The organism is Streptomyces sp. NBC_01669 (genome assembly GCF_026339735.1).
Lineage (GTDB): Bacteria > Actinomycetota > Actinomycetes > Streptomycetales > Streptomycetaceae > Streptomyces > Streptomyces yanii.
Genome location: NZ_JAPEQG010000001.1, coordinates 8,197,195 through 8,221,250 on the forward strand (window position 1 = coordinate 8,197,195; position 24,056 = coordinate 8,221,250).

The following is a 24,056-nucleotide window of genomic DNA, read 5'->3' on the forward strand; positions in this document are numbered from 1 at the left end:
CGCTCGGTCGGCGGTGCGGTCGATGCCGCTCTGCGTCTGACGGGCTCGGCATCGCTGCGTTCTGGTCTGGCCACGGAGGGTCCGGACGTCCTGCGGCCCGGTATCGGCGTGGACGTCGGGCGGGGCCGGGGGACCGGACAGAGCGGCGGGGGTCTCTCCAGCATGCTGGAGAGCGGCGACAAGTCGATGGGCACCCTGGGCGAGGATCTGGCCGACCCGGACCAGCGCAGGTACGCACACCTGTCCGTGGGGCGGGCCCGCTGGAACATCGGCCTGGAGCGGTCGGGCGGAACCGGGGCCGGTGTTCAGGTCACGGTGGAGCAGGGCGCCCTCACCTTCTTCGCGCCCTTCGAACGGGCCCAGCGGCTCCTCAACCTCGCCCCGACAGCCATCCGCGAGCCCCTCGTGGGCGCGGAGCCTCCGGCGCGAGGCCTCCAGCGGCTGATGCCGGGTGCCTGGCAGCCGGGCCCGGACAGCGACACCGACTCGGACAGCGACACGGAGTCGGACACGGGGCAGGCGCAGCGGACGGCCGACGCGCCGGCCTCGGAACCGGTCGCCGCGCCGACCGAGCCGAACCTGTCCACCGACGAGGAGCGCAACGACCGCGACCGGTGGCTGGCCGCGGCACCCGATCCCGCCCGGATGCGGGACGAAGCCTTCCAGGCCTACTGGAACCACCTCCCCACGGACACGGCCGGCTTCGTACGGGCTGCCGCCGCGGCACGGTCGCTGCTCGCCGAGCAGGGCCGGGTCACCGACCCGCTCACCTCCACGCCGTTCTCCGCACTCCCCGCCGACGGCCGCGTCGCCCGCCGTCTCGCGGCCGTCTTCCACGGCGACAGTGGTCTCTACCGGGACCCCGCCCGGCGCGACGAGGCCCTGGCCCGGGCCCTTGAACTGCTCGATGCCCCCGCTCCGGTCCGTCCGGTCACGGAGTCCTTTGTGGAACCCGAAGCGGTGCCTGACGCCGTGTCCACGACCGGGTCGGATCGCGACACCCTCGTGGAGGAGGTGGAGTTCGAGGGGGCGGAGGAGCTGAGCCGGCTGGCTGCGAGGGCCCTGGCCCGGTTGCGCCGCGAGCTTCCCGATTCCTGGCAGGAGCAGTTGGGCAAGGCTTCCCGTCTCCTCGCGCTGCCCTGGGCGGTGACGGCGGATGAGCGGGTCGCGCAGCGTGAGGCGGCGGTGCTGACCGCCGCGGCTCTGTATGACACTCCGCGTGAGACGGTGGCCCTCCTCGGCCACCACGGTTCCCGGAACCTTGACAAGGGTGAGCCGCCCGCTCGGGGAACCGTTCTCCTGACGGCCCTGCACGACGCGCTCCGCGATCTGGCGGTGGGCGAGAGCCCCCGCAAGGGCGGCTCGCTGCAGGGCACCGGCCTGGCGGGCGACGGCGTCGACACCCCGGGCGCCTCAGGCTCCGGCTCCCAGCCCCTTCCCGTAGCCGTCCCGGTTCAGGTCTCCGAGATGTCTACGGTGGACTGGATACGTGACCGGGATGCCGTGGATGAGGGGCTCCTCTTCGCCCCGCCCGAGGCCCTCACTGCTCCGAGTCTGAGGCAGTCCGCCGGGGCGGGTACGTTCGATCTGCCTGACGGGCGTCTTCACGGGGAGATCCGTGAGGCGATTGTGCAGGCGGTCCCCGAGGGCGTGCGTGAGGGTGTGCGGCGGGCGCTCGATGACCGGTTCTCGGTGGAGAGTTTCATCAGTGAGTTGCCGCAGGCGATCGGTGACCGGCTCGTTCTCGGTCTGCATGTGGACGGCAGGTACTTTGAGGCGGCTGTGCGGGTGCGGGTGGGTGACTGGCGTCAGGTCACCGATCCGCACGGGCGCCGTCTGCCCGGCACCGAGGGGTATCTGCCGCCGACGGTGTCTGCGAAGCGGGAGCCGCGTACCCGTCAGCTCCTGGAGTCGGGTGAGTCGGTGGGTAGCAGCCGGACCCGGGCCCATGGCATTGCGTTGCCCGCTGCGATGCTGCTCAATCACTCGTTCGAGACGATTCCGCATCTGAGTTCGGTGGCGGCGGTGTTCAGTTCGGTGCTTGCCGGGTACAGCGCGGCCTCGACGAGCACCGTCTCCTCCGGAGCGACCACTGCCCGCTATACCAAGGGCACTTACCGGGCTGTCGATTTCCTCTATGACGTGCTGTTCGACGTGACCGTGCAGGGCGTGGGCGGGTCGGTGGCGCCGGGGCAGCACCGGGCTGTTCTGGAGGGGGCGCTGGTGGGCCGACACGACCGGCGGTTGCTGCAGAGCCGGACCAAGCCGCCGCAAGGGGTCACCCACGCGACGTCCGGGTGGTGGCATGCACCGGTCCCGCCGTCCAGCGGGGAAGCGGGCACTGCCCTGCTCCGCAACGCCGTGGAGGCCTTGCGGCAGCACCGGGCGCGCGCCGCCCGGGACACCACGGCCTATCAGGAGTGGTGGCCGCTCGGACGGCCGGAGGAGGAAGCAGACGACACCGACCCGGCCGTCACGGAGGGGGCCCCGAACCAGCGGGACATCCCGCTGCGGGTGCCTCGTACTTCGGTCGTCGAGTCCTTCGACCACACCGAGGAGTTGCGCCGGGCTGTGTTCTCCGTGTTGCCGGAGTCGATGTCGCGGGTGGGGACGCCGGAGAAGACCGCGGTCGACGCGTTCACGGCTGTCCATTCGATCGCCGGTGCCCTTCACCGGGCCATGGCGGGCGGCTATCTGTCCGTCCCGTTCAACACCGGTGGCGGAGCGACCGAGTTCGTCGAGCTGAGCACCACTTTCCACAATGCGGAGCTGGTCACCGAGGAGGACGGCACGACCCAGGTCGACTGGATGATCCATATCGACACCGAGGATGTGAACGTCGACAACGTCGCTCACCGTCACAGTGGCAGTGATGCCCTGTCGCTGTCCGCGGCGGCGTTGTGGGGCACAGGCACCGGGCAGTTCGGGTCGACCGTCTCCGTCCCGGCGCTGGGGGGCAGCCGTTCGGTGGGGGTGTCGGACCCGGGGCAGCAGGCGGGTTCGGTGACCCTGCACAAGATCAAGTTGGAAGAGCCGACTGTGGTGGTCGCCGGGCGCACCCGTACCACGGTCCGGGGCCGTGGCCGGGCGGTGACCGTGGAGGGCACGGCCCGGCTGCGTATTCTCTCGCAGGAGGCTGTGCGGCTGGGGCTGATTGACCCACGACACGCTCCCCGTGCCGTCGTGGACGGGCCGCATGCCGGGAATGTCGAACTGCATGCCCGTACTTCTCACGGCCGGCGGTTGCGTTTCGCTCCGGTGCTGGGTAGTTGGCTGCCGCAGCTGAGTCGGGTCGATTCCGTGGAGCATGATGATGCCTGGCGTCTGATGGAGCGGGTGGTGGGTGCGGTGCGTGCGGCGGCGCCGGACATGCTGCCGCCGGCCGCCCAGGTGCGTGGGGTGAAGGCGCATGAGCACACCAACTTCATGACGATCACCAACCTGGTGCGTCCGGAACCGCTGGCGGCGCGGTTGCACGACATCCTCAATGGCGGGATCTCCGTGGTGTTGAGCAGGCCGGGACTGACAGGTCCGCAGGAGGTGGTTCTGACTCTGTCGGGCACTCTGGATCCGGGTCGTTTCGCTCACCGGGGGATGTGGGACGGCAACAGTGAGACGTATTACGGCGGTTTCTACGAGCTTCAGGGTGACCGGTCGACCGCGTCGTCTCTGGAGGGTGGCTTCGACGTTCCGTTGAACTACAGCTCGACTCCTGACCAGTTCACGTTCCGTGGTGCGGGTGGCCGTATCGGGCCACGGGTGGGGACCGGCTGGGTGGCGACCACGGGCGGTGGTTTCTCCGTGGGTGGCGCGTCGGGTGGCGGGTCGCGGTTCATGGCCGGTTTTGAGGGTGCGGTCGACGTCCGTGTCACGGTGTCCCGGTCCCGCCCGCCCGCGCCGGCTCAGCCGCCCGTGGCTGTCACGGACGGCGGCAACGTCATCGAGTTGACGACGATCCGGTCCACGACCGGCGAGCCGGCGCAGGGGGTGGATCTGGGCGCTGCGGAGGAGGGCCGGGTCGGACAGGACATCCTCGCGCCGGTCGCGCTGAAGCTGCGTCTGATGGTCGCCGACGATCTTCTGGAGGAGTTGGGGCCGGACGGGGAGTGGCACGACTCGGTCGGTATGCGTTCGGATCTCGACCCCGAGACGCGGATGGCCAGCCGGGAACTCGACCCGAACCAGCAGAAGCTTGTCTATGAGCCCGGTGAGAACGAACGTCCGCCGTTGCACACCCTGTTCATGGCGGACACCAGCCTGATGCACACCGCCGTGGAGGGACTCCTCACTGATCTGGATGTGGATCTGGAGCCTTCGGAGCGGGTCGGTCTGCATACGGCGCTGAATGCCATGGGTTCGCGTGTCGAGGACTTCATCGGCGGCAGTTACCCGTTCTGGACCCGCACGGTGGGCCGGGACACCTTCGGCATGCCGGTCCGGCTCGAACTCCAGCTCCAGGCGATCGTGAGGAAGATGACGACCAGGGGGGTTAGCCGGACTTCGTATCAGTACGACCACACGCTGACGACGGCGTCGGTGAGTGACAGCGCCACCCGTGACCTGATCAGCGTGAGCGGATCCATCGGTGCGAACGTCTCCTTCACCTCCGACCCCCGCCCGCAGGATTACGGTGGCACCGCCGAGGAGCGGAACGCGGCCACCGACAACTCGCACACTCCGACGGCTGGTTACCGCTACGGGACGGGGGCGCCGCGCACTCTGTCGGTGAGTGCTGAGGGGCAGAGTGACCGGGTCGATATCGTCCTCGGTGACCAGGAGCACATCTACGCCCAGATGGCCTACCGGCTCGTCGCCACGCTGTCGTCCCGGAGCCCGGTGCCTCTGGGAGGCGATCCGGCGACCGCGCGCACCTATGGTGAGCGCACGATCGACCGCCCGATCGAGGGCGCCCATGCCCTGCTTGTGATGCCGGCCGGGCTCGCGGAGCGGATGCGCGAGCAGGGTCAGGGGCGCGCGTCGGCCGAGCCGGCCGCCCAGGCGGGGCCCTCGCGCCTGTCCCCAGTGCCCTCCATCACGGGTGCCGCCGAGCCGGTGCCTTCGGTGATGGCCGATGGTCCGTTCCCCACCACTCATCCGGCCGATGGTCTGGGGCATGCGGTGCTGCATGACGTACCTGACTTCAGGCCGGTGGTCGAGGGGGCCCGGGACACGCTTTTCCGGCAGTTGGATGCCGATCATGCCGAGCTTGTGCTGACGCGTCTGCGTGCTGCTCTGGCGACCCGGCAGGGCACCAAGGCTGCTATGGAGCCGATGGCTTCGGGTGTGTTCCGGATCGTGGTGCCGTATCGGGGTGCTGTGTCGACGGCGCTGGCCGTGGTCACGGCCCGGGTCGACCTGTCCAACCCCGTCCACACGGGCGACACGGACTCTCTCCATGTCATCGAGGGCAAGAACGTGCGCCGGGAGGACGTGTCGTACTCGGCGTCCTCTTCCTGGTCGCATTCCGGTAACGCCGGCTGGAACTACGGGCACGCGTTGCATGACCCGACTCAGCCTGTGGTGGACGGGGGTGGTGGTGTCGGTTTCGGTGCCGCCTATGGGCAGGGACGCTCCCTGGGTTCCTCGCTCGGCCAGACGCGAAGCTCCGGTCTGCTGCACGTGGAAAGGCCCGCTCTGGTGGCCTATGACGTGCGGGTCACCCTCTCTCTCGACCATTATTGGGGGGCGACCGCGTCGACCGGTGTGATCGGCCCGGTGCTCTCCCTGGTCGGCAAGCACACCCGGCACCAACTCGCCGCTGAGGACCTGCCCAGGGCGCTGACGCTGGCGCATCCGCAGCAGTTGATGCAGCCCGAACCTCCCACGGGCCCCGGCCGGCCGGCGCCGCAGACGACCCTCGCGCACAGGGCCGGGCCGCGCACCGGTCTGCGGCCCGGACCCGAGGACCTGACCGAGTCGTTCATCGGCACCATCGGCGGACTGCGTGAACTTTTGGCCCAGGCGGAGAACCTGCTGAAGGAGAACGTGTCCCCGGCGCTGGGCAGCAACAGCTGGCACGGTGCCCGCGCCCACCTCGAAAGCCGTCTGGCCGCCGTGTTCAGCATGGCCTTTATGCACCAGCGGGCCGTCCACCTGCTGAGCGGCGGCACGCTGCGCGTCCCTCTCACGGTCCCGGGCATGTTCACCAACCGGGGGCTCACTCTTGTCCTGTCCCTCGACCACGAGGACCTGAGCGTTACGTCGACGTACGGTGCGGGCGCGGGGACCATCACCGGGACGATCGTGAAGGACTTCCGGCGTTCGCACCGCTCGGTCGGCGGCGCTGTCGACGCTGCTCTGCGTCTGACGGGCTCGGCATCGTTGCGTTCCGGTATGGCCACGGAGGGGCCGGATGTCCTGCGGCCCGGTATCGGTGTGGACGTCGGACGGAGCCGGGGGACCGGACAAAGTGGCGGCGGCCTTTCCAGCATGCTGGAGAGCGGGGACAAGTCGATGGGCACCCTGGGCGAGGAACTGGCCGACCCGGACCAGCGCAAGTACACACACCTCTCCGTCGGCCGGGCCCGCTGGAACATCGGCCTGGAACGCTCGGACGGAACCGGGGCCGGTATCCAGGTCACGGTGGAGCAGGACGCCCTCACCTTCTTCGCGCCCGTGGAACGGGCCGAGCAGCTCCTCACGCTCGATCCGGTGGTCATCACCGAGCCCCTCGTGGGCGCGCAGCCCCCGTCACGCGGCCTGCGTGGCCTGATGCCGGGTGCCTGGCAGACCGGCCCGGACAGCGACACGGAGTCAGACAGCGACACCGAATCGGACACGGACCAGGAACCCAGGGCGGCCTCCCCGCAGCACCCCGAACCGGCCGGCGGACCGGCCGAGCTGAACCAGCCCACCCCCGAGGCCCTGACCGACCTGCCCACAGGCATCCAGGAACAGGTGGACCCCCAGGTGGGAACCCGGCACCTGCTCCAGGACGTGGACGGCGTCACCCAGCCCGTCGACGGCCTGCTGTCGGCCCTGAGCGATGGGGCCAGGCAGGGCCGCCCGTCCGGGCAGTTCTCGGAGAGGGCTCTCGGTAAGCGTCGGGCCACGGGCGAGGCCGGTATCGAAGGGTTCGGCGTTGACGTAGAGCGGGAAGCGGCCGACGAGGAGGTGGAGTTCGAGGAGGCGGACAAGCTGAGCACGCTGGCCATAGCGGCCCTGGCCCGGTTGCGCCGCGAGCTTCCCGATTCCTGGCAGGAGCAGTTGCGCGACGCCTCCGAACTCCTCGACCTGCCCCAGGCGGCGACGGGGGACGACCGGGTCGCGCAGCTCGAGGCGACGGTGCTGACCGCCGCGGCCTCGTACGACACTCCGCGTGAGACGGAGGCTCTCCTCGACCACTACCGCTCCCGGCAGCCCGACAAGGGCGAGCCGCCCGCCCGGAGAACCGTCCTCCTCTCGGCCTTGCACGACGCGCTCCGCGCTCTGCCCGTGGACCAGAGCCCCCGCGGGGGCGGCTCGCTGCAGGGCACCGGCCCGGCGGACGACGGCATCGACACCCCGGGCGGCTGGCAGACCGGCCCGGACAACGACACTGAATCGGACACAGGACAGCAGCCGGGAACAACCGGCGCGCAGCGCCCCGAACCGGTCGGCGAGCCGACCGAGCTGAACCTGCCCACCGCCGAGGCCCTGACCGACCTGCGCACAGGCATCCAGGAACAGCCGCGTCCCCAAGTGGACACCCGACACATGCTCCAGGACGCGGACGGCGCAACCCAGACCGTGCCGGCGCCCTGGGCGGCGGACCGGGTGCGCTTCCTCCTCGTCGAGGCCGACGGTGGCAACCTGATGCTGTTCGGCCCGGAGGGGATCGCGGAGCCGTACGCCCCTGACGAGGCGGCGACCCGCATCGCGGAGATCCTCGCCGCCGCCGGATCCGGAGCGGTCCCGGGGGCTTTCGTCCTGGTCGGGGTGGGCGACGCGGTCGCTCGGCAGTACCTCGCCGATCAGCTGTCGTACCGGATGGGCACAGCGGTGTGGGTCGCCGACACACCGTCACACCTGGAGACCGGCCTCGACGGGATCTCCCGCGTCCGCACCGAAGGGGACGGCGAGTGGACCAGCGTCGACCCCCCGCGGCACGGGACGGACGCCCCGGGACCGCACGTTACGGTCGATTAGGGGGCCGCCGAGCCCACCGGCGCGCAACCGCCCGCACCCTTGCGGGCGGCACCGGTGCCCGTTGGTGCACAGTTCGGACCCAGCCCGTGTCCCGGCCGGGCGCTCGGTGCTTCTCTCCGGATCAGCCGACAAGTCCTGGAGGTCGACATGGGGAACGGGTCCGCGCGGCAGTCCGGAGTGCCGGGCTGCAGATCGGTTCTGCTCGCCGCGCCCAGCGGGTTCTGCGCGGGGGTCTCCCGGGCTGTCGAGACGGTCGAGCGGGCCCTCACCCGGTACGGGGCGCCCGTCTACGTGCGCCGGCAGATCGTGCACAACCGGCAGGTCGTGGAACGGCTGCAGCACGCGGGCGCCGTTTTCGTCGCCGAGGTCGACGAGGTCCCGGCGGGGGCGGTTCTCGTCCTTTCCGCCCACGGAGTGGCCCCGGGAGTACGGGAGGCGGCGGCGGACCGGGGCCTGCGGGTCATCGACGCCACCTGCCCGCTGGTGACCAAGGTGCACCGTGAGGCCCGGCGGTACGCCGAACTCGGCTACGACATCCTGCTGATCGGGACCCCGGACCACGACGAGGTCATCGGGACCGCCGGGGTGGCCCCCGGGCGTACGCACATCGTGGACGGCCTCGAAGCCGCACGCGTGCTGGAGGTGGCGGACCCGGGGCGGCTCGTGTGGCTCGCGCAGACCACCCTCACCGTGGATGAGACCGAACGGGTCGCGGCGGAGCTGCGCAAGCGGTTCCCGGGGCTCCAGGACCCGCCGAGCGACGACATCTGCTACGCCGCGCAGAACCGGCAGGCGGGCGCGAAGCTATTGGCCGGGGCGAGCGACGTCGTGCTGGTCGTGGGCTCCGCGAACTCCCACAACTCCTGCCGCTTGGTGGACGTGGCGAGGGCCTGCGGCACCCCGGCCCACCTGGTCGACGACCCGGCCGCGATCGAAGACGGGTGGCTGCACGGCGCCGCCGTCGTCGGCGTCACGGCGGGGGCCTCCGCGCCCGCGGAATCCATCGGGGCGGTGATCGCGGAGCTGGCCGCCCGCGGGTACCGGGATGTGCGCACGGTGGAGGTCGCGCGCGAGGGCCAGCATTTCTCCCTGCCCCGCGAACTGGCCGCGTCCCGCCCCTGATCCGGCGGCCGGACAGTGTTCCGCCCCGCGCACCGGGGGTGGCGGGGTGGGGCTCCTGCTCGGCGGCGCGCTGACGGAGTTCGGCAGGCCCCCGGGCCACTCCCCCCGACGGCCACGGGCCTGGCCTTCCCGCCGATGGTTACGGCGATCATGATCACCTCCACCCTTCCACCAACGTCCTGCTGTCCGCATCGGGCCCAGGCCCGTCGTCCCCCTCGGGACGGCGCCGGCGGTGGGCTGCTCGGGATGACCGTGCTGGGTCCGGACCGCGCCTACGCCGCCCGCATCCTGCCCGCGCTGGTGGTGCTCAGGCTCGGCGTCGGCCTGGTCCTCGCCCCCGGGACGAGCGGCGCCACCGCGGCCTCCGCGGGCGTCAACACTATGCAGCAGGTCGGCGGTTCCATCGGCGTGGCCCTGCTCAGCTCCGTGGCGGCCTGTGCGGCCTCCGCCGAGCTCGCCGGAGCCTCCCCGGCCGCCTGGAGCGGGGTGCGCGCCGCGCTCATCCGCCCCGACGGGCACGTGGCCTGGGCCGGCACCGACCGGGACGACGACCGGCTCGCCGCGGTCGCGAACGAGGCCGTCTCCGCGACGGCAGAGGCTATGGCGGCCACGGCCGCCCGGTAGGGACACCGCGCCCGTGGGCAACAGCCATGCGCCGGGGCGAAAGAGATCCCGGACGCGGCGCCCGAGAGTGGACAGCGACACCGTCCCACCAGATCAGGCCGCAGTCCTTCGGGCTCCGGCGAGAGCCCGAAGGGCCACCCCCATGACCTCGTCCTCCCCCTTGCACACCGTCCGCGGGCCCGTGGCGGTCGGCGACCTCGGCACCGTCCTGATGCACGAGCACGTCTTCGTCCTGAGCGAGGAATTCCGGCGGAGCATGCCGGAGACCTGGGACGAGGAGGAGCGCGTCGCCGACGCCGTGACCCGGCTGAAGGCCCTGGCCGCCACGGGCGTCACCACGATCGTGGACCCCACCGTGATCGGGCTGGGGCGGGACGTCCGTCGCGTCGCCCTGATCAACGAGCAGGTCGATCTGCACATCATCGCCGCCACCGGCATCTACACCCTGGCCGACGTACCGGACTTCTTTCGTTACCACGGGCCGGGGACGATGCTCGGGGGCCCCGAGGGCATGACCGAACTGTTCGTCCGCGAACTCACCGAGGGCATCGCCGGCACCGGCATCAGGGCTTCGTTCCTCAAATGCGCGATCGAGGACGAACTCACCCCGGGTGTGGAGCGGGTGATGCGGGCGGTGGCCCAGGCCCACCTGCGCACCGGAGCGCCGATCACCGTGCACACCAACGCGGCCGCCCGTACCGGACTGACCGCGCAGGAGGTCCTGCGCAGCGAGGGTGTGGACCTCGGCGCGGTCGTCATCGGGCACAGCGGCGACACGGCCGACCTGGACTACCTGCACCAGCTCATCGACAACGGCTCGTACGTCGGCATGGACCGCTTCGGCCTCGACGTCCTGCTCCCCGCCGACCAGCGGGTGGCGACCGTCGTGGCCCTCGCCCAGGAGGGACTGGCCGACCGGATGGTCCTGTCGCACGACGCCTCGTGCCACATCGACTGGTTCCCGCCGGGCGTGCGCGAGGAGATCGCCCCGGACTGGCACCACACCCACCTGCACGACCAGGTACTCCCCGCACTGCGCTGGTCCGGCGTCACCGAGGAGGAGATCACCACCATGCTGGTCGACAACCCGCGCCGCTACTTCACCCCGCCGGGCGCCTGACCCGCCGGCGGCGGGAGGGCGCCGTGGCGGGCCTCGCGCGGCGTCATGCCGAACTCCTGCCGGAACGCGGTACTGAACGACGCGTGGCTGCCGAAACCGCAGGCGTGCGCGATCCCCGCGATCGACTGCCCCGCCCAGCCCGGACTGGACAGCCGCGTCCGGGCCAGGAGCAGCCGTTCCCGGCGGATGAGGTCGCGCGAGGTCGTTCCCGCATCCCGCAGCACTTGCTGGATGTAGCGGGTCGACCAGCCCAGTGCGCGTGCGATGCCCGCGACGTCCAGGCCGTCGTCGCCGGCGTGGCGGCGGACGTACCGGCGGATGTCGGCCTCGACCGTCGCCCGCTGCCCGGAGGGAGCCGAGTCGACGGCGCCCTCCGCGGCCAGGCACACCAGGTCGAGCAGCCGCTCGCAGGCGAGGTCGAACGTCACCTCCGAGAGCTGCTCCCGCTCCTCCTGCAGCGCGGTGACCATGGTCCGGATCACCCGGCCCAGACCACTGGCCCCGCTGAACAGTTGCGGCTCGCGCGAGACCGTCGGGCTGCGGGCGAGGACCTCCCGACCCGGCACGATCAGTGAGATCGAGCGGAGGTCGGCGTTGTGCGCGAAGGCCATCGGTCGGTCGATGGAGCACAGGGCCATGGCGCCGGGCGCGATCTCGCCCGAGGCCGGCCCCTGTTCCACCCAGGCGGTCCCGGCCAGCGGGACGAGCAGTTCGTACGTGCCCCGCGGATCGCTCCCGATGTGCCGGGACGTCCGGGTGACCGTCTGCTGTCCACCGGTGCACAGGGCGATGGCGTAGCTCTGCGAATGCTGGCAGTCGAGCCGCCCGGTCCACGGGGCGGTACGATCCGCCACCGCGACGCGGCTCGCTCCGTGCAGACCGGTGAACGCATCGTTCCAATCGCTGACCGAGGGAAGGGGACCGACCGCAGTCAACTGGTACATGCGAACATCCTCGCCCATGGGGCCGGGCAGCGTAACCCGTTGTGGAGCCCGGCCGTTGGACCGCGCCGGAAGGCGAACCCATGGATCTGGACGCGGATGAACACGCACGGGCCGAGGACGCCGCGCTCACCCGTACCACTCCGCCGGTGGGGGATTATCGATCGCTTGGTCGCGGACCGGGCCGCATGGTGCGCGGATCCGGTCCGGCCATCCTGACCGCAGCGACCGACGGCTCCTGGCGCGCCGCGCCACCGGCCGCGACCGATCGGCGGAACTGACCTGTCCCGGGGGCATTCTTCCCGCCGGGGCAGAGGACGCCGTTGAACGGGCAACCTCCAACAGGTTTTGGTCCTGCGGCCGACGACCGCGGCAATCATGAACTGCACCGGGAAGCCGGCTCCAAGAGGTGTCGGATCTCTGGCGTCAGGCCATGCCGTCCCGGTGGACGTCCTCGATCTGACGAACCGTACGACGGTGGAAGCCTGGGCGGCCCGTGAGCCGACCCATCGGCATCGGCTTCCGCGACGACCTCCCGAGAAAGGGTATCCCCATGAATCTGGCCCCCCGCATGAAGCGTGCCGCAGCCGCCGTCGGAGCCACAGCCGTCGCCGCCGCAGGAATGGTGATGGGGGTGGCGGCCCCGGCGTCCGCCGCCACCGGCACGAGCACCATCTGCGCGTCCGGCAATTACAGGGTCCACTTCGAGTTCCCCCAGCAGGGCACCTCCGGCGACGTTTCTCGGGGAGTGTGCCAGATCGTCCCGCTGGAGTCCGGTACCAGCTACGTCAAGATCTGGGGCTACTGGAACACCAACCCCGGCATGTTCTACGTCGGCACCGGGCACCCCCAGAATCCGGGTTCGACCACCTTCTACGCCGGGGGCACCACGACCAGCCCCTACCTCACCTTCGGCTGACCGGTTGTGCCGCCGGGGGGTGGGATTCCCCGGGGGGTCCGACCGTCCACGAAGCCACCGTGCACGAGAACGATGTTCCTGATGGTTGCCATGGTCACTCCTGACCTGGAGGGACAGCGTCTTGACGTCTGTCCCGGTGCACACGAGCCAAGTTGAAAAGACGCGGCCGGGCGACGCGGAACAGCACGCAGAAGTACCCGCCCGATCTCCGCGGGCAGCACCTTGGACGAGGTCAGGGGGCGGCGGTCGCCAGAGCGCGGCAGCGGATGCTCGCCCCGGTGTCACCGATCGCTTCGAAGACCTGCGCCGCCCGCGCGTAGGCGCGGCTGCTCTCGCTGGTCTGGCCTTCGCCGGCCAGAAGGGCAGCCAGTGTTTCCAGGGCCCCGGCCTGCCGGTAGTCGGACATCTGGAGCGTGTCCATGAGGTCGATTCCCTCGCTGAGCGTGGTGATCGCCTCCGCACGGCGGCCGAGGTGTCCGAGGCAAAAGCCGATTCGCATCAGCGCAAATGGCCGGCTGTGCGTTGCGACGCTCGGTGTCATCCCCGACTCCGGGTCGTCCAACAGAGCGAGCAGTCCGAGGTATTGCTCCAACGCCTCGGTGTAGCGCCCTTCGTCGAGAGAGCAGTTGGCGATGCAGGCGAGGCTCTGGACGTAGGAGTCGATGTCGCCGATGGTCTTGAACAACTCCGCTGCCCGGGAGGACGACGCGACGGCCTCCTCAAGTCGGCCGAGCATGAGCAGTGCCGAAGCGGTGTACTCGTGTGCCCAGGCGATCTGCGCCGTGGCACCGCCCCGGGTGGCCAACTCAAGCGCCTCGGCCGCATACCGCAGTACAGCCTCCGGGTCGCTGGGCGGCACCGAATGAACCCAGGCCAGATAGTTCAGCTGGGTCGCCTGCTGCGCCAGGTCGCCGAGGGCGGCGGCGGCCTCCGCTCCCCGTGTGAAGACCTCCTGCCAGTGTGGGCTGTGCGCCCACCGTTCGGAGAACCAGTGCATCGACTCCGCGCAGTCGAGGACGAGGGTGTGCCGGCCGCTGCCGGCCGCAGTGCGCATCGCCCCCAGCCAGTTGTCCGCGTTCACCCGCAGCCACCAGTCGGCCTCCTCGACGGAGGACGGGACGGCGAGATCGGGGTCGGGCCCGTCGGGACGGCCGTAGCCGGGTTCGAACCACCGCCCGGACAGCGTGGCCATCCGCAGCAGCCACGACGTCACCTGCCCCGTCAGCGCCTCGCACTCGGCCACGGCCTCCTCCTCGTGGAGGCGGCCGCGGGCGAACAGGCGGACCAGGTCGTGGAAGCGGTAACGGCCCGCGGCGCTGTCGTGCAGCAGGCCGAGGTCGACCAGGTCGTCGAGAGCCTCCCAGGCATCCTCGTTCGGCACCCCTCCGGCGACGGCCGCCAGGGGGGCGTCGAAGTCCTGTCCCGGTACCACAGCGAGTCGCCGGAACATCCGCCGCGCGGAATCGGCGAGCTGCTCGTACGACATCCCGAACGCGTTGGCGATCTTGAGATCGCCGGCCTTGAACTGGTCCAGTCTACGCTCCTCGTTCGCCAGCCGGGCGGCGAGTTCGGCGGCGTCCCATCCGGGCCGGCTGGCCAGGCGGTTCCCGATGATCCGCAGCGCCAGAGGCAGACCGCCACACAACTCGGAGAGCCGCGCGAGGGCCGATTCCCCGTCGGATGCGGAACGTTCGCCCAGAATCCCGGTCAGCAGTTGCGTGGACTCCTGCAGCGGCAGGGGCCCGAGGATGAGCCTGCGGACGCCCTCCAGACCCGACAGCAACCGCCGGGTGGTGATCAGCGCCCTGCCCGCGCCCCCTCCCGGCAGCAGCGGGCGCACCTGCTTCTCCGACGCGGCGTTGTCGAGGACGACAAGGACACGCCTGTCCCTCAGCAGCGACCGGTACAAGGAGGCGCGCCCCTGGATGTCCCCGGGGATCTGCTGGTCCGCGACACCGAGCGCACGCAGCAGCAACTGCAAGGCGTCATCGGCGGCCAGAGGCCGCTGGGACATGCCGAACAGGTCGAGGAAAAACACTCCATCGGGAAAGCTCGGCCGTACCGAATGAGCGGCATGGACGGCGAACGTGGTCTTCCCCAGGCCCGCGGACCCGGTGATGAGCCCCACCACGCCGACACCCGGCGAACTCTCGGCGTACACCAGCTCGCTCATCCAGACCAGTTCAGCGGCACGGCCGGTGAAGTCGTCGACCGGCCGCGGAAGTTCACACAGACCCGTCGGACGCGTCCAGTGATCCCGTAGCCGGCCCTCGCGCGCCAACTCGAGCAGCTGCTTACGGGCATCGCCCTCCAGCGCGAGCGCGTCCGCCAATGCGGTCACGGTCCGATGCTGAGGCCCCCTGCTGCGGCCGCGCTCCATGTCCGACAGAGTCCGAGCACTGACCCCCGACACCTCGGCCAACTTCTCCAACGTCAGACGAGCCGCGCGCCGATGACTGCGTAAAACCTCCCCGAAACCGAGACGTCCAGTGATGGCGCCACACCCCCTCAGCGGCGAAGGCACCCCACTCGCCGCAATCTTGCACATGACGACTCCGACCGCGCACGTTCTACCACCAACGACCCATAACCGGGGAATCGTATCGGCAACTGTTCGCCTGCACCCCATGCCACCGGACACACCGCTTCGTACCGTCCCCAGACCAGCCATGAAACTGCCGACGCACACGTCGGCGACGTCCGCATAGGCCACCGGTGCGGACTGCGCGCCGGAAATCACCGTCGTCAAAGTCCCCTGCACCCCTGAACGGGACGCCGCCCTGCGGTCAGCCCGTGGCCGGCACGTCGATGACCTGCTGGTCTCCGACCTTGATCAAGCACATAGGGGGCACACCCCGATCACGCCACGTCCACTCCCGCCCGGCCGCACACGGCCGCCGCGACCGACGCCGCGTACTGCAGTGCCTCCCCGGCCTGTGCGGCGGTCAGGGCGGCAGGGCCGTCGCCCCGCAGGGCCCCGCTGCCGACGAGCCGCGCCAGGACCGCCGCCATGAAGGCGTCGCCCGCCCCGATGGTGCTGGCCACGGTCACCGGCACGGCCGGTACGGAGACGTGGATGTCGCCTGGCAAGAAGGCCGAGCTGCCCTGAGCACCGCGGGTCAGGAGCACCAGGCGCCCCTCAGCCGCCAGCTTGCGGCAGGGTGTCTCGGGGGTGTCGCCGGGCCAGAGTTGGCAGGCATCCTCGTCGCTGACCTTGACGATGTGGCCCAGCGCGCACAGCTCGCGCAGGCGGCGCAGGCTGCTCGCCGGGTCGAGTGTGCGGTCCGTGCGGACGTTGGGGTCCACCGCGAGCACCGAGTGGCGTGCCGCCGCGCGGGCGGCGGCGAGCACGGCCTCGGATGCCGGGGGTACGACGGCGGCGAGGCCGCCTATGTAAACGGCGTGAAAGTCCCCCAACTGGTCTGTGAAATCCGTCAGTTCGAAGGTCGCCGTGTTCTGGAGGTGGAAGTGGTAGCGCGTCCCCTCCGGGCTGGGGTCCGCCACGGCGAGGGCCGTGGGTAGGCTGGAGCGCGCGCAGAGGTCGAGCTCCACGCCGGCGGTGCGGAGCCGGTGCTCGCTCCGGCGGCCGAAGTCGTCATCGCCCAGCGTGCCGGCGAAAGCGGTACGGACGCCCAGGCGGGCCAGATGTGTGGCCACGTTGGCGGGTGCGCCGCCGGGCTGCGGGCGCAGGGTGCCGTCCGTGGCCGGCACGAGATCGGTCAGTGCCTCGCCCATGACGAGGACCGTTCCTTCGCGGTGCGGCGCGGCCGTCTGGCCGGGGACCGGCACAGGCTCGCGGTTGAGGCCGCTCACGGCTGCACCACGATCTTGCGGCCCTGGCCCGCCTTGAAGCGGTCGATCGCTTGGGGGTACTGCTCCAGCGGCAGTCGGTCGCTGATGAAGACGCCGGGGTCGAGGATGCCGGTGGCGAAGAGGGCCGCGGCCCGCTCGAAGCTGTGCAGGACGGCCATCGAGCCGGTGATGGTGATCTCCTGGTTGTAGATCTTGTACGGCTCGATGATTGCGGTCGTCGCATAGTCGGCGACCCCGAACTGCAGGAACGTACCCCCCTTGGCGACGCGGCGAAGACCGTCCTGGATGGCGGCCGCATTGCCCGTCGCGTCGACCACCACGTCCCAGCCGCCCGGCCGCTCAAGCTCGGCCGCCGCCGAGGCGGAACCGGAGACGCCCAACTCCCGTGCGGTGTAAAGGCGTTCGGGGTTGATGTCGACGATGTCGACCGTGGCGGCACCAGTGTGCTTGGCCAGCTCCAGCATCATCAGGCCCATGGTGCCCGAGCCGTAGATCAGCACCTGGGCCCCGAGTGTGCCGCTGAGCACGTCGTAGCCGCGTACCGCGCAGGACAGCGGCTCGATGAGCGCGGCATCGCGTGCGTCGATGTGCTCGGGCAGCCGCACGCAGTTGGCCACCGGCGCCAGGGCGTACTCGGCAGCGCCGCCCGGAACGGTGACCCCGATCGCCGCCCACCGGTCGCAGAGGTTGCCGCGTCCTGCGCGGCAGGAGCGGCACTCGTGGCAGTGCAGGGAGGGATCGACGGCGACCTGGTCGCCGATCGACAGTTCGGTCACCTCGGCGCCGATGCCGACCACCTCGCCCGCGAACTCGTGGCCCGGGACGATGGGCAGCGTAGGGGCGAACTCGCCCTGCAGGATGTGCAGATCGGTCCCGCACAGACCGCACGCGGCCACATCGACGACCACTTCACGGGGCCCCGGCGTGGGGTCGGGGAGCGAGGTGACCGACACCTTGCCGGGCGCCTCGACGATTGCTGCCCTCATTTGACGGCTCCAAGGGAGAGGCCCTGGACAAGCTTGTCCTGGGCGGCGAAACCGGCGGCGAGCACCGGCAAGGACACGACGACCGAAGCGGCACAGAGCTGAGCGAGGAACAGGCCCTGGCTGGTGACGAATCCGGTCAGGAACACGGGCGCCGTCTGCGCGGTGACTCCGGTCAGTACGCGGGCGAACAGCATCTCGTTCCAGCTGAAGATGAAGCAGATCAGCGCGGTGGCCGCGATCCCCGGCGCGGCGATGGGTGCGACGATCCGGGTGAGGATCGTGGGCAGCCTGGCCCCGTCCACCTGGGCGGCCTCGATGATGGACACCGGCACATCGGCGAGGAACGACTGCAGCATCCAGACCGCGATCGGCAGGTTCATCGATGTGTAGAGGATGACCAGGAGCCAGATGTTGTCCAGCATCCCGGCGTTCTTGGCGAACAGGTAGATCGGCAGCAGCCCCGCCACCACCGGCAGCATCTTCGTGGAGAGGAAGAAGAACATCACATCCGTCCACTTGCGGACCGGCCGGATGGACAGGGCGTAGGCTGCTGGCAGGGCTAGGGCCAGGACGAGAGCCGTGGAACACAGGCTCGCCGTGGTCGAGTTGATCAGCGAGGGCCACGGGTCGGCGCCCCCACCGGCGCCGAAGAACCTCTTGTAGCCGTCCAGCGTGAGCGCGGCGCCGAGCGAGGGTGGGTTGGTCGCCGCGTCCGGCTCGGAGTGCAGTGAGGTCAGCACCATCCAGGCGACCGGCAGGCAGAAGACGATGCCGGCGCACCAGGCGACCACACCGAGCCGGGCCGAGCGGCGCCGTGCCTTGCGGGCGGCGGGCGGGAGCGGTGCCTCGCGGCCGGAAGGACGTGCGGTGGTGAGCGCGGTCATCGGCGGTTCACCTCTTCGTTGAACAGGGACGAGACCACCCGCAGCGCGAACGTTGCGATCACGATCGTGCCGATCACGACGAGCACCCCGGCTGCCGAGGCCAGTCCGTACTCGTGGGCCTGGTAGAAGGTCTGGTAGATGGTGTATGGCAGGTTGGCGGTGCCGAGGCCGCCCGAGGTGATGGTGAACACGGCATCGAAGTTCTGCACGATGTAGATCGAGCCGAGCAGCACACCGAGTTCGAGATAGCGGCGCAGATGCGGCAAGGTGACGTACCGGAACATCTGCCATTCGGAGGCCCCGTCGAGACGGGCCGCCTCCATCACGTCCGGCGGCCGGCTCTGCAGCCCGGCCAGCAGGATCAGCATCATGAACGGCGTCCACTGCCACACCAGCGCGCCCTCGACGGCGAGCAGCGGCGAGTTCGAGATCCAGTCCGGCTGTGTGGGGGTGTCGTCGCCGAACAGCCCGGCGACCCACGTCCACGCCCCGTTGAACAGCCCGTACTCGGGGTTGTAGAGGACGTGCTTCCACAGCAGCGCCGCGGAGATCGGGACCAGCAGGAATGGTGTGATCAGCAAGGTGCGTACGAATCCCCTGCCACGGAAAGTGCGGTCCATGAGCAGCGCGAGCAGCAGCCCGAGGACCACGGATGCCACGACCACGGAGGCGGTGAGCAGCATGGTGGTGAAAACCGACTCGCGCATGGCGGGGTCGGTGGCGACCGTCTTGTAGTTCTCGAACCAGCTGAGACTGCGGGCGTCGGGGTTCAGGGAGTTCCAGTCGAACAATGAGATCACCAGGGTTGCCACGAATGGCAGTTGGGTGACCGCGATGAGGAACACCAGGGCGGGCAGCAGTGGTGCGCGGGTCGCCCAGGCACGGGCGGCGGACGGCTGCCCATTCCTCTTGGAGTGCTTCGCCTGCGCGGTGTGCCGGGGCGTCGCGGCCGCCGGTGGGGATGCGCTGACCGATGTGGTCACTGGTACTCCTTCGCGACCTTCTCGGCGAGTGCCTGGCTCTTCTCCAGGGCCTCGTCGACGGACTGGCGGCCTGCGATCGCCGCACTGACCTCCTGCGAGACCTTCGTGCCCAGGTCGGTGAACTCCGGGATGCCGACGAACTGGATGCCGGGTGCGGGGCGATCCTGGACACCGGGGTCGCCGGGCCGCGCGGAGTCGATGGCCTGCAGGGTCACGTCCGAGAAGGCCGCGGATTCCTTCTTGTACTGGGGGTTCTGGTACGTCGAAGCCCGCTTGCCGGCCGGAACGTTGGCCCAGCCGATCTGCTCGCCGACCAACTCCTCATACTTCTGGCTCGACGCCCAGGAGATGAACTTCCAGGCGTTGTCGGTGTTCTTGGAGGCCTTCTGGATGCCCCAGGCCCACGTGTAGAGCCAGCCCGAGCTCTCGGTCTTGTCCACCGGGGCCTGGACGTACCCGATCTTGCCCTTGACGGGGGAGTCCTTGGCCTCCAGGGACCCGGCGGCCGCGGTGGCGTCGTACCACATGGCGGTCTTGCTCTGGGTGAGGTTGTTGAGGCACTCGGCGTAACCGGCCTGCGGAGCGCCCGCCTCGCCGTGCTCGCGCACCAGGTCCACATAGAACGTGGTGGCCTTCTTGAACTCGGGCGCGGTCAACTGCGCCTTCCAGTCCTTGGTGAACCAGGTGCCGCCCATGGTGTTCACGACGGTCGTCAGCGGGGCCATGACCTCGCCCCAGCCAGGCAGCCCGCGCAGACAGATGCCCTTCATCCCCGGCTTCGCGCCGTCGGCCTGGGCCGCGAGGTCAGCGACCTGCTGCCAGGTGGGGCGCTCCGGCATCGTCAGGCTCTTCTCGGCGAAGACGTCCTTGCGGTACATGAGGAAGGACGATTCGCCGTAGAAGGGCTCGGCGTACAGCTTGCCGTCGGCCGCGGTGAGGGACTTCGTGAGCGGTTCCAGGATGTCCTTCTGGTTGAAGGCGGTGTCCTTCGCGACGTGTTCGTCCAGGGCATGCAGCCAGTCGTTCTTGGCGTAGATGGGGACCTCGTAGTTGCTGATGGTCGCGACGTCGTACTGGCCCGCCTGGTTGGAGAAATCCTGGCTTATCTTGTCGCGGACGTCGTTCTCCGGCAGCACCGTGAAGTTGACCTTGATTCCGGTGTCCTTGGTGAAGTGCGCCGCAGTGAGCTTCTGCAGCTCCACCATCTGCGGGTTGTTCACCATCAGTACGTTGATGGTGTCGCCGCCGGAGGAGGCGGTGCCGCCTGCACCGCTGCAGGCGGCGAGGAGCGCGCCGGCGGCGCCGGCCGCCGCGATGCGCATGCCGATGGCATGGCGTCGGCTTCGGGGCGTGACCTGGGGACGCGTGACGTGGGGACGATTCTGGACAGGCATGGCGGCCTCCTGCGGGTTACTGCTGCGGGTTGAAGTGAAGTACTGGGCGGGTGTGTTCACACCCGGATGACCTGGGGGCCGAGCAAGGAGTAGCGCTGGGCCTCGGCCGACTGCAGGCCGGTGTCGGTGACGATCGCCTCGACGTCCCGGACATCGGCGAAGCGGCAGAAGCTGACGGCGCCGAACTTGGTGTGCGCGCCCACGAACACCCGGCGCCGAGAGCCGCGTACCGCCTGGCTCTTGACCTCGCTTACGGCCGGGTCGGGGGTGGTCAGACCGTACTCGCGCGAGATGCCGTTGGCGCCGATGAAGCACAGGTCGAGGACGAGGCCGGCGAGCATCCGGGAGGCCCAGTGGTCGACCGTGGCCAGTGTCGAGGGCCGCACCCGGCCGCCGAGCAACAGCACGGTCGTCTGCTCCGCGTCGGTCAGGGTGTGGGCCACCGCCAGGGAGGCGGTGACCACGGTCAGCGGACGGTCGCGGGGAAGCGCGGCGGCGATCAGCTGCGGGGTGAAGCCCTCGTCGATGAAGACCGTCTCCGCCTCGCCGAGCAACTGGGCGGCCGCCGCGGCGATTCTGGTTTTCTGCGGAACATTGCGGGTGGTCCGCTCCACGAGGGTCGTCTCGAAGCCGGCGCTCTCCACGGGCCGGGCGCCGCCGTGGTTCCGGCGGATCAGTCCTTTCCGTTCCAGCGCATGCAGGTCACGGCGGATCGTCTCCCTGGCGACGGTGAACTCTGCGGCCAGATCCGCTACTTCCACGGATCCCGAGTTTCGAGTGATGCGCAGGATCCTCCGTCGGCGTTCATGGGTGTCCACGCCACACCTTCCAACCGGGGCTGTGTCACTGCCCGTTCGGGCCTGTGGGATGTTTTTACTAGTGCTTTGACAGCGGTGACCAGACAGTTCGCCGTGCGCATGCTGCCCGTTCATGCCCGATTGCCGGCCACCGTTTCCGCTGATCAGGTGGCTGGCGGCGGTTGGAGCGGGCAACATCGCTGCCCGTTGGAGGTAAGGGCGGGGCCCACTCCCTGCCCGTTCGATCTTGGTGAGATCTCTCTGACGTGCCGCAAGTTCCGGTCATCCTGCCGATGTTCACCGTGTGGCGCGTGCCACATCATGGGTCGTGGTTGGGCCGTTCAGGCATCCAGCGAGGCCCCGGACGCCGACCCGGGGCCCCCTAGCGTCGAAGTGGTGAGGGCTGTGACAGCCGAAGACCGTCGCCATACGATCCTCACGGTCGCCCGCCGTGAGGGAGCAGTGGAAGTCGTCACTATGGCAGAGGAGTTGGCGGTCTCCCTGGAGACCGTCCGCCGCGATCTGCGGGTCCTCGAGGAGCACGGGCTCGTACGTCGCACGCACGGCGGCGCCTACCCGGTGGAGAGCGCCGGGTTCGAGACGACCCTCGAGGCCCGCACCGTGCGCTACGTACCGCAGAAGGCCCGGATCGCGCAGGCGGCCGCCGAGCTGCTCGGCGAGGCGGAGACCGTCTTCGTCGACGAGGGCTTCACGCCTCAGCTGATAGCGGAGGCCCTGCCTCGGGACCGTCCGCTCACCGTCATCACCGCGTCGCTTGCGACCGCTTCCGTGATGGCCGCGCGGGATCAGGTCCAAGTGCTGCTGCTCGGGGGGCGGGTGCGGGGCGGCACGCTCGCCACGGTCGACCACTGGGCCACGGAGATGCTGGCCGGCTTCGTCATCGACCTGGCGTACGTCGGGGCCAACGGGATCTCCCGCGAGTACGGGCTCACCACCCCCGACCCCGCGGTGGGCGAGGTGAAGGCGCAGGCGGTGCGTTCGGCGCGGCGCCGGATCCTCTCCGGGATCCACACCAAGTTCGGAGCCGTCAGCTTCTGCCGGTTCGCCGAGGTGCGGGAGTTCGAGGCGATCGTGACCGACACCTCGCTGCCCTCGGCGGAGGCACATCGGTACTCGCTCCTCGGGCCTCAGGTCATCCGCGTATAGCACCCTCGTCAGGGCGCAGGGACCGTCGGCAACCTGGCCGCCGTGAACCTCGACCAGATGGCCAAGGGCGTGAAGTGCGGCCTCAAGCAGATCCAGTAGCGACCGCATCTGGTCGACGGATGCCTCACGGGAACCGGCCTGATCACGGGCAACTGACCGCGATCAAGCCGACATCACGCATTCAAGTTCAGCAGCGGCGTCCGGAACCGTCTTGCCGGTCCGGGAGGCCGCAGGCAATTCGCGAACCATGGTCGAACTGTCGTCAGAAAATCGCCGGAAGGAACGAGCTCGCGCCTATGGCAGGGCTCGGCAGGCGGTCACCTCGATCTCAATCATGAGTCCGGGAACGAGCAGTTGGTTGACTTGGATTGTCGTGGAGGTCGGGAAGGGGCCGTTGGCATAAATGCCCTTGCGGTACGGCAATGCGCCGACCAGGGCATTCATGTCTGTTACATACATATTCTCGCGGACAACATGTCGGAAATCGAGAGCGTACTTGCCCAGGCTCTCCTTGATGCGCTGGTAGATGAAGGTCATCTGGGCGGGCAGATCGCCGGGGGAAACGCAGTTGAAGTCCTTGTCAAGGGCCGCTGTGCCCGACAGCCAGACGGTGTTGTCCACCCGGATCCCTTGGGAATACCCGAGGGATCTCTGCTGGGATTCCCAGTAGTAGAAGAGATCGGTTCTGCTGGGCGCTGCCGATGCCTCGGGTGCGGCAAGTTGGCTGGCAACGGTGGCCACTCCTGTGACGCAGGCGCCAGCGAGGAGGCGGCGGCGGACGAGGCTGTTATTGGGGGACTCGTTTGGAATAGACTCACCTCGGGCACTCATCACTGCTTCTCTCCTGTTATGAGGGTTGATACAGATCAGCCCCTACCGGCGAGTTGACATGCGGGCGTGTTGAATTTGCGGGCGACGGCATGCCGAATTCGCTGTGGAAGGCGATTGGGCCGAGAGTTTTCACTCCGGCGACGCGGAGCGTAGATCGCCTGTGTGAGGCCCGTCAAGGCATTGGGGGTGATTCTTTTCGCTCCTCAACTGGATTCCGGGGTTCGCAAGGGAGAGCCGAAGGGCTTCACCTGGCTGGACTACCGCGACCTCATCGTGCGCGCCCGGTACCCTCGACCGCCTATCGAGGATGTCCAGCCTCGTGCCAGGTCCCGCGATGGGCGTTGGCTG

At 69.7% G+C, this 24,056-nt stretch carries 16 protein-coding genes (1 of these 16 running past the window's edge); 7 read left to right on the forward strand and 9 right to left on the reverse strand.

The window, feature by feature from the left end; translation table 11 throughout:
- From OG972_RS36670 to OG972_RS36685, 4 genes are all read left to right on the forward strand, one after another.
- Positions 1-8,127, forward strand: partial view of a hypothetical protein gene (locus OG972_RS36670; RefSeq protein ID WP_266988853.1) — the final stretch only. It extends 23,175 nt beyond the left edge of the window; only the last 8,127 of its 31,302 coding nucleotides appear in the window; the start codon falls outside the window, past its left edge; its stop codon occupies positions 8,125-8,127.
- 147 nt (positions 8,128-8,274) lie between these two features.
- Positions 8,275-9,249 (forward strand): 4-hydroxy-3-methylbut-2-enyl diphosphate reductase, encoded by a 975-nt coding sequence (ispH, locus tag OG972_RS36675; protein WP_266988855.1) that lies wholly within the window; start codon positions 8,275-8,277, stop codon positions 9,247-9,249.
- A gap of 246 nt (positions 9,250-9,495) precedes the next feature.
- Positions 9,496-9,873, forward strand: coding sequence for a hypothetical protein (locus OG972_RS36680; protein WP_266988857.1), 378 nt, complete (start codon positions 9,496-9,498; stop codon positions 9,871-9,873).
- A gap of 142 nt (positions 9,874-10,015) precedes the next feature.
- Positions 10,016-10,993 carry a phosphotriesterase gene (locus OG972_RS36685; protein WP_266988859.1) on the forward strand — a complete coding sequence of 326 codons (978 nt, stop codon included), beginning with the start codon at positions 10,016-10,018 and terminating at the stop codon, positions 10,991-10,993.
- On the opposite strand, the gene OG972_RS36690 is transcribed toward OG972_RS36685, so the two are convergent.
- Positions 10,969-11,937, reverse strand: coding sequence for a helix-turn-helix domain-containing protein (locus OG972_RS36690; RefSeq protein ID WP_266988861.1), 969 nt, complete (start codon positions 11,935-11,937; stop codon positions 10,969-10,971). The two genes, OG972_RS36685 and OG972_RS36690, sit on opposite strands and share 25 nt — an antisense overlap.
- Before the next feature lie 80 nt (positions 11,938-12,017).
- Here OG972_RS36690 and OG972_RS36695 point away from each other — a divergent pair, with 80 nt between their 5' ends.
- On the forward strand, positions 12,018-12,215 hold the full coding sequence (locus tag OG972_RS36695) for a hypothetical protein (RefSeq protein WP_266988863.1): 198 nt from the start codon (positions 12,018-12,020) through the stop codon (positions 12,213-12,215).
- Positions 12,216-12,487: 272 nt separating this feature from the next.
- Complete coding sequence (locus OG972_RS36700; RefSeq protein ID WP_266988865.1) at positions 12,488-12,853, forward strand: hypothetical protein; 366 nt, start codon at positions 12,488-12,490, stop codon at positions 12,851-12,853.
- Between the two features lie 232 nt (positions 12,854-13,085).
- On the opposite strand, the gene OG972_RS36705 is transcribed toward OG972_RS36700, so the two are convergent.
- From OG972_RS36705 to OG972_RS36735, 7 genes are all read right to left on the reverse strand, one after another.
- On the reverse strand, positions 13,086-15,524 hold the full coding sequence (locus tag OG972_RS36705; RefSeq protein WP_323135961.1) for a helix-turn-helix domain-containing protein: 2,439 nt from the start codon (positions 15,522-15,524) through the stop codon (positions 13,086-13,088).
- A gap of 188 nt (positions 15,525-15,712) precedes the next feature.
- A complete protein-coding gene (locus tag OG972_RS36710; RefSeq protein ID WP_266988869.1) occupies positions 15,713-16,666 on the reverse strand; it encodes a carbohydrate kinase in 954 nt (317 codons plus the stop codon).
- A complete protein-coding gene (locus OG972_RS36715) occupies positions 16,663-17,652 on the reverse strand; it encodes a zinc-dependent alcohol dehydrogenase family protein (protein WP_266988871.1) in 990 nt (329 codons plus the stop codon). Before OG972_RS36715 ends, OG972_RS36710 begins: the two co-directional genes overlap by 4 nt.
- Entirely contained in the window at positions 17,649-18,536 is an 888-nt protein-coding gene (locus OG972_RS36720) for a carbohydrate ABC transporter permease (RefSeq protein ID WP_266988873.1), read from the reverse strand. The genes OG972_RS36715 and OG972_RS36720 overlap by 4 nt, the downstream gene beginning before the upstream one ends.
- Positions 18,533-19,519 (reverse strand): carbohydrate ABC transporter permease, encoded by a 987-nt coding sequence (locus OG972_RS36725; protein WP_266988875.1) that lies wholly within the window; start codon positions 19,517-19,519, stop codon positions 18,533-18,535. The genes OG972_RS36720 and OG972_RS36725 overlap by 4 nt, the downstream gene beginning before the upstream one ends.
- Positions 19,516-20,841 carry a sugar ABC transporter substrate-binding protein gene (locus OG972_RS36730; RefSeq protein ID WP_266990951.1) on the reverse strand — a complete coding sequence of 442 codons (1,326 nt, stop codon included), beginning with the start codon at positions 20,839-20,841 and terminating at the stop codon, positions 19,516-19,518. Before OG972_RS36730 ends, OG972_RS36725 begins: the two co-directional genes overlap by 4 nt.
- A 128-nt stretch (positions 20,842-20,969) precedes the next feature.
- The gene (locus tag OG972_RS36735) at positions 20,970-21,731 is read right to left on the reverse strand and encodes a DeoR/GlpR family DNA-binding transcription regulator (protein ID WP_266988877.1); all 762 of its coding nucleotides are present in this window, start codon (positions 21,729-21,731) and stop codon (positions 20,970-20,972) included.
- Positions 21,732-22,106: 375 nt separating this feature from the next.
- On the opposite strand from OG972_RS36735, the gene OG972_RS36740 reads away from it, so the two are divergent.
- Positions 22,107-22,877 carry a DeoR/GlpR family DNA-binding transcription regulator gene (locus tag OG972_RS36740; RefSeq protein ID WP_266988879.1) on the forward strand — a complete coding sequence of 257 codons (771 nt, stop codon included), beginning with the start codon at positions 22,107-22,109 and terminating at the stop codon, positions 22,875-22,877.
- A 294-nt stretch (positions 22,878-23,171) separates the two neighbouring features.
- Here OG972_RS36740 and OG972_RS36745 read toward each other — a convergent pair whose 3' ends face one another.
- Complete coding sequence (locus tag OG972_RS36745; RefSeq protein ID WP_266988881.1) at positions 23,172-23,708, reverse strand: RidA family protein; 537 nt, start codon at positions 23,706-23,708, stop codon at positions 23,172-23,174.
- Between the last annotated feature and the right edge of the window lie 348 nt (positions 23,709-24,056).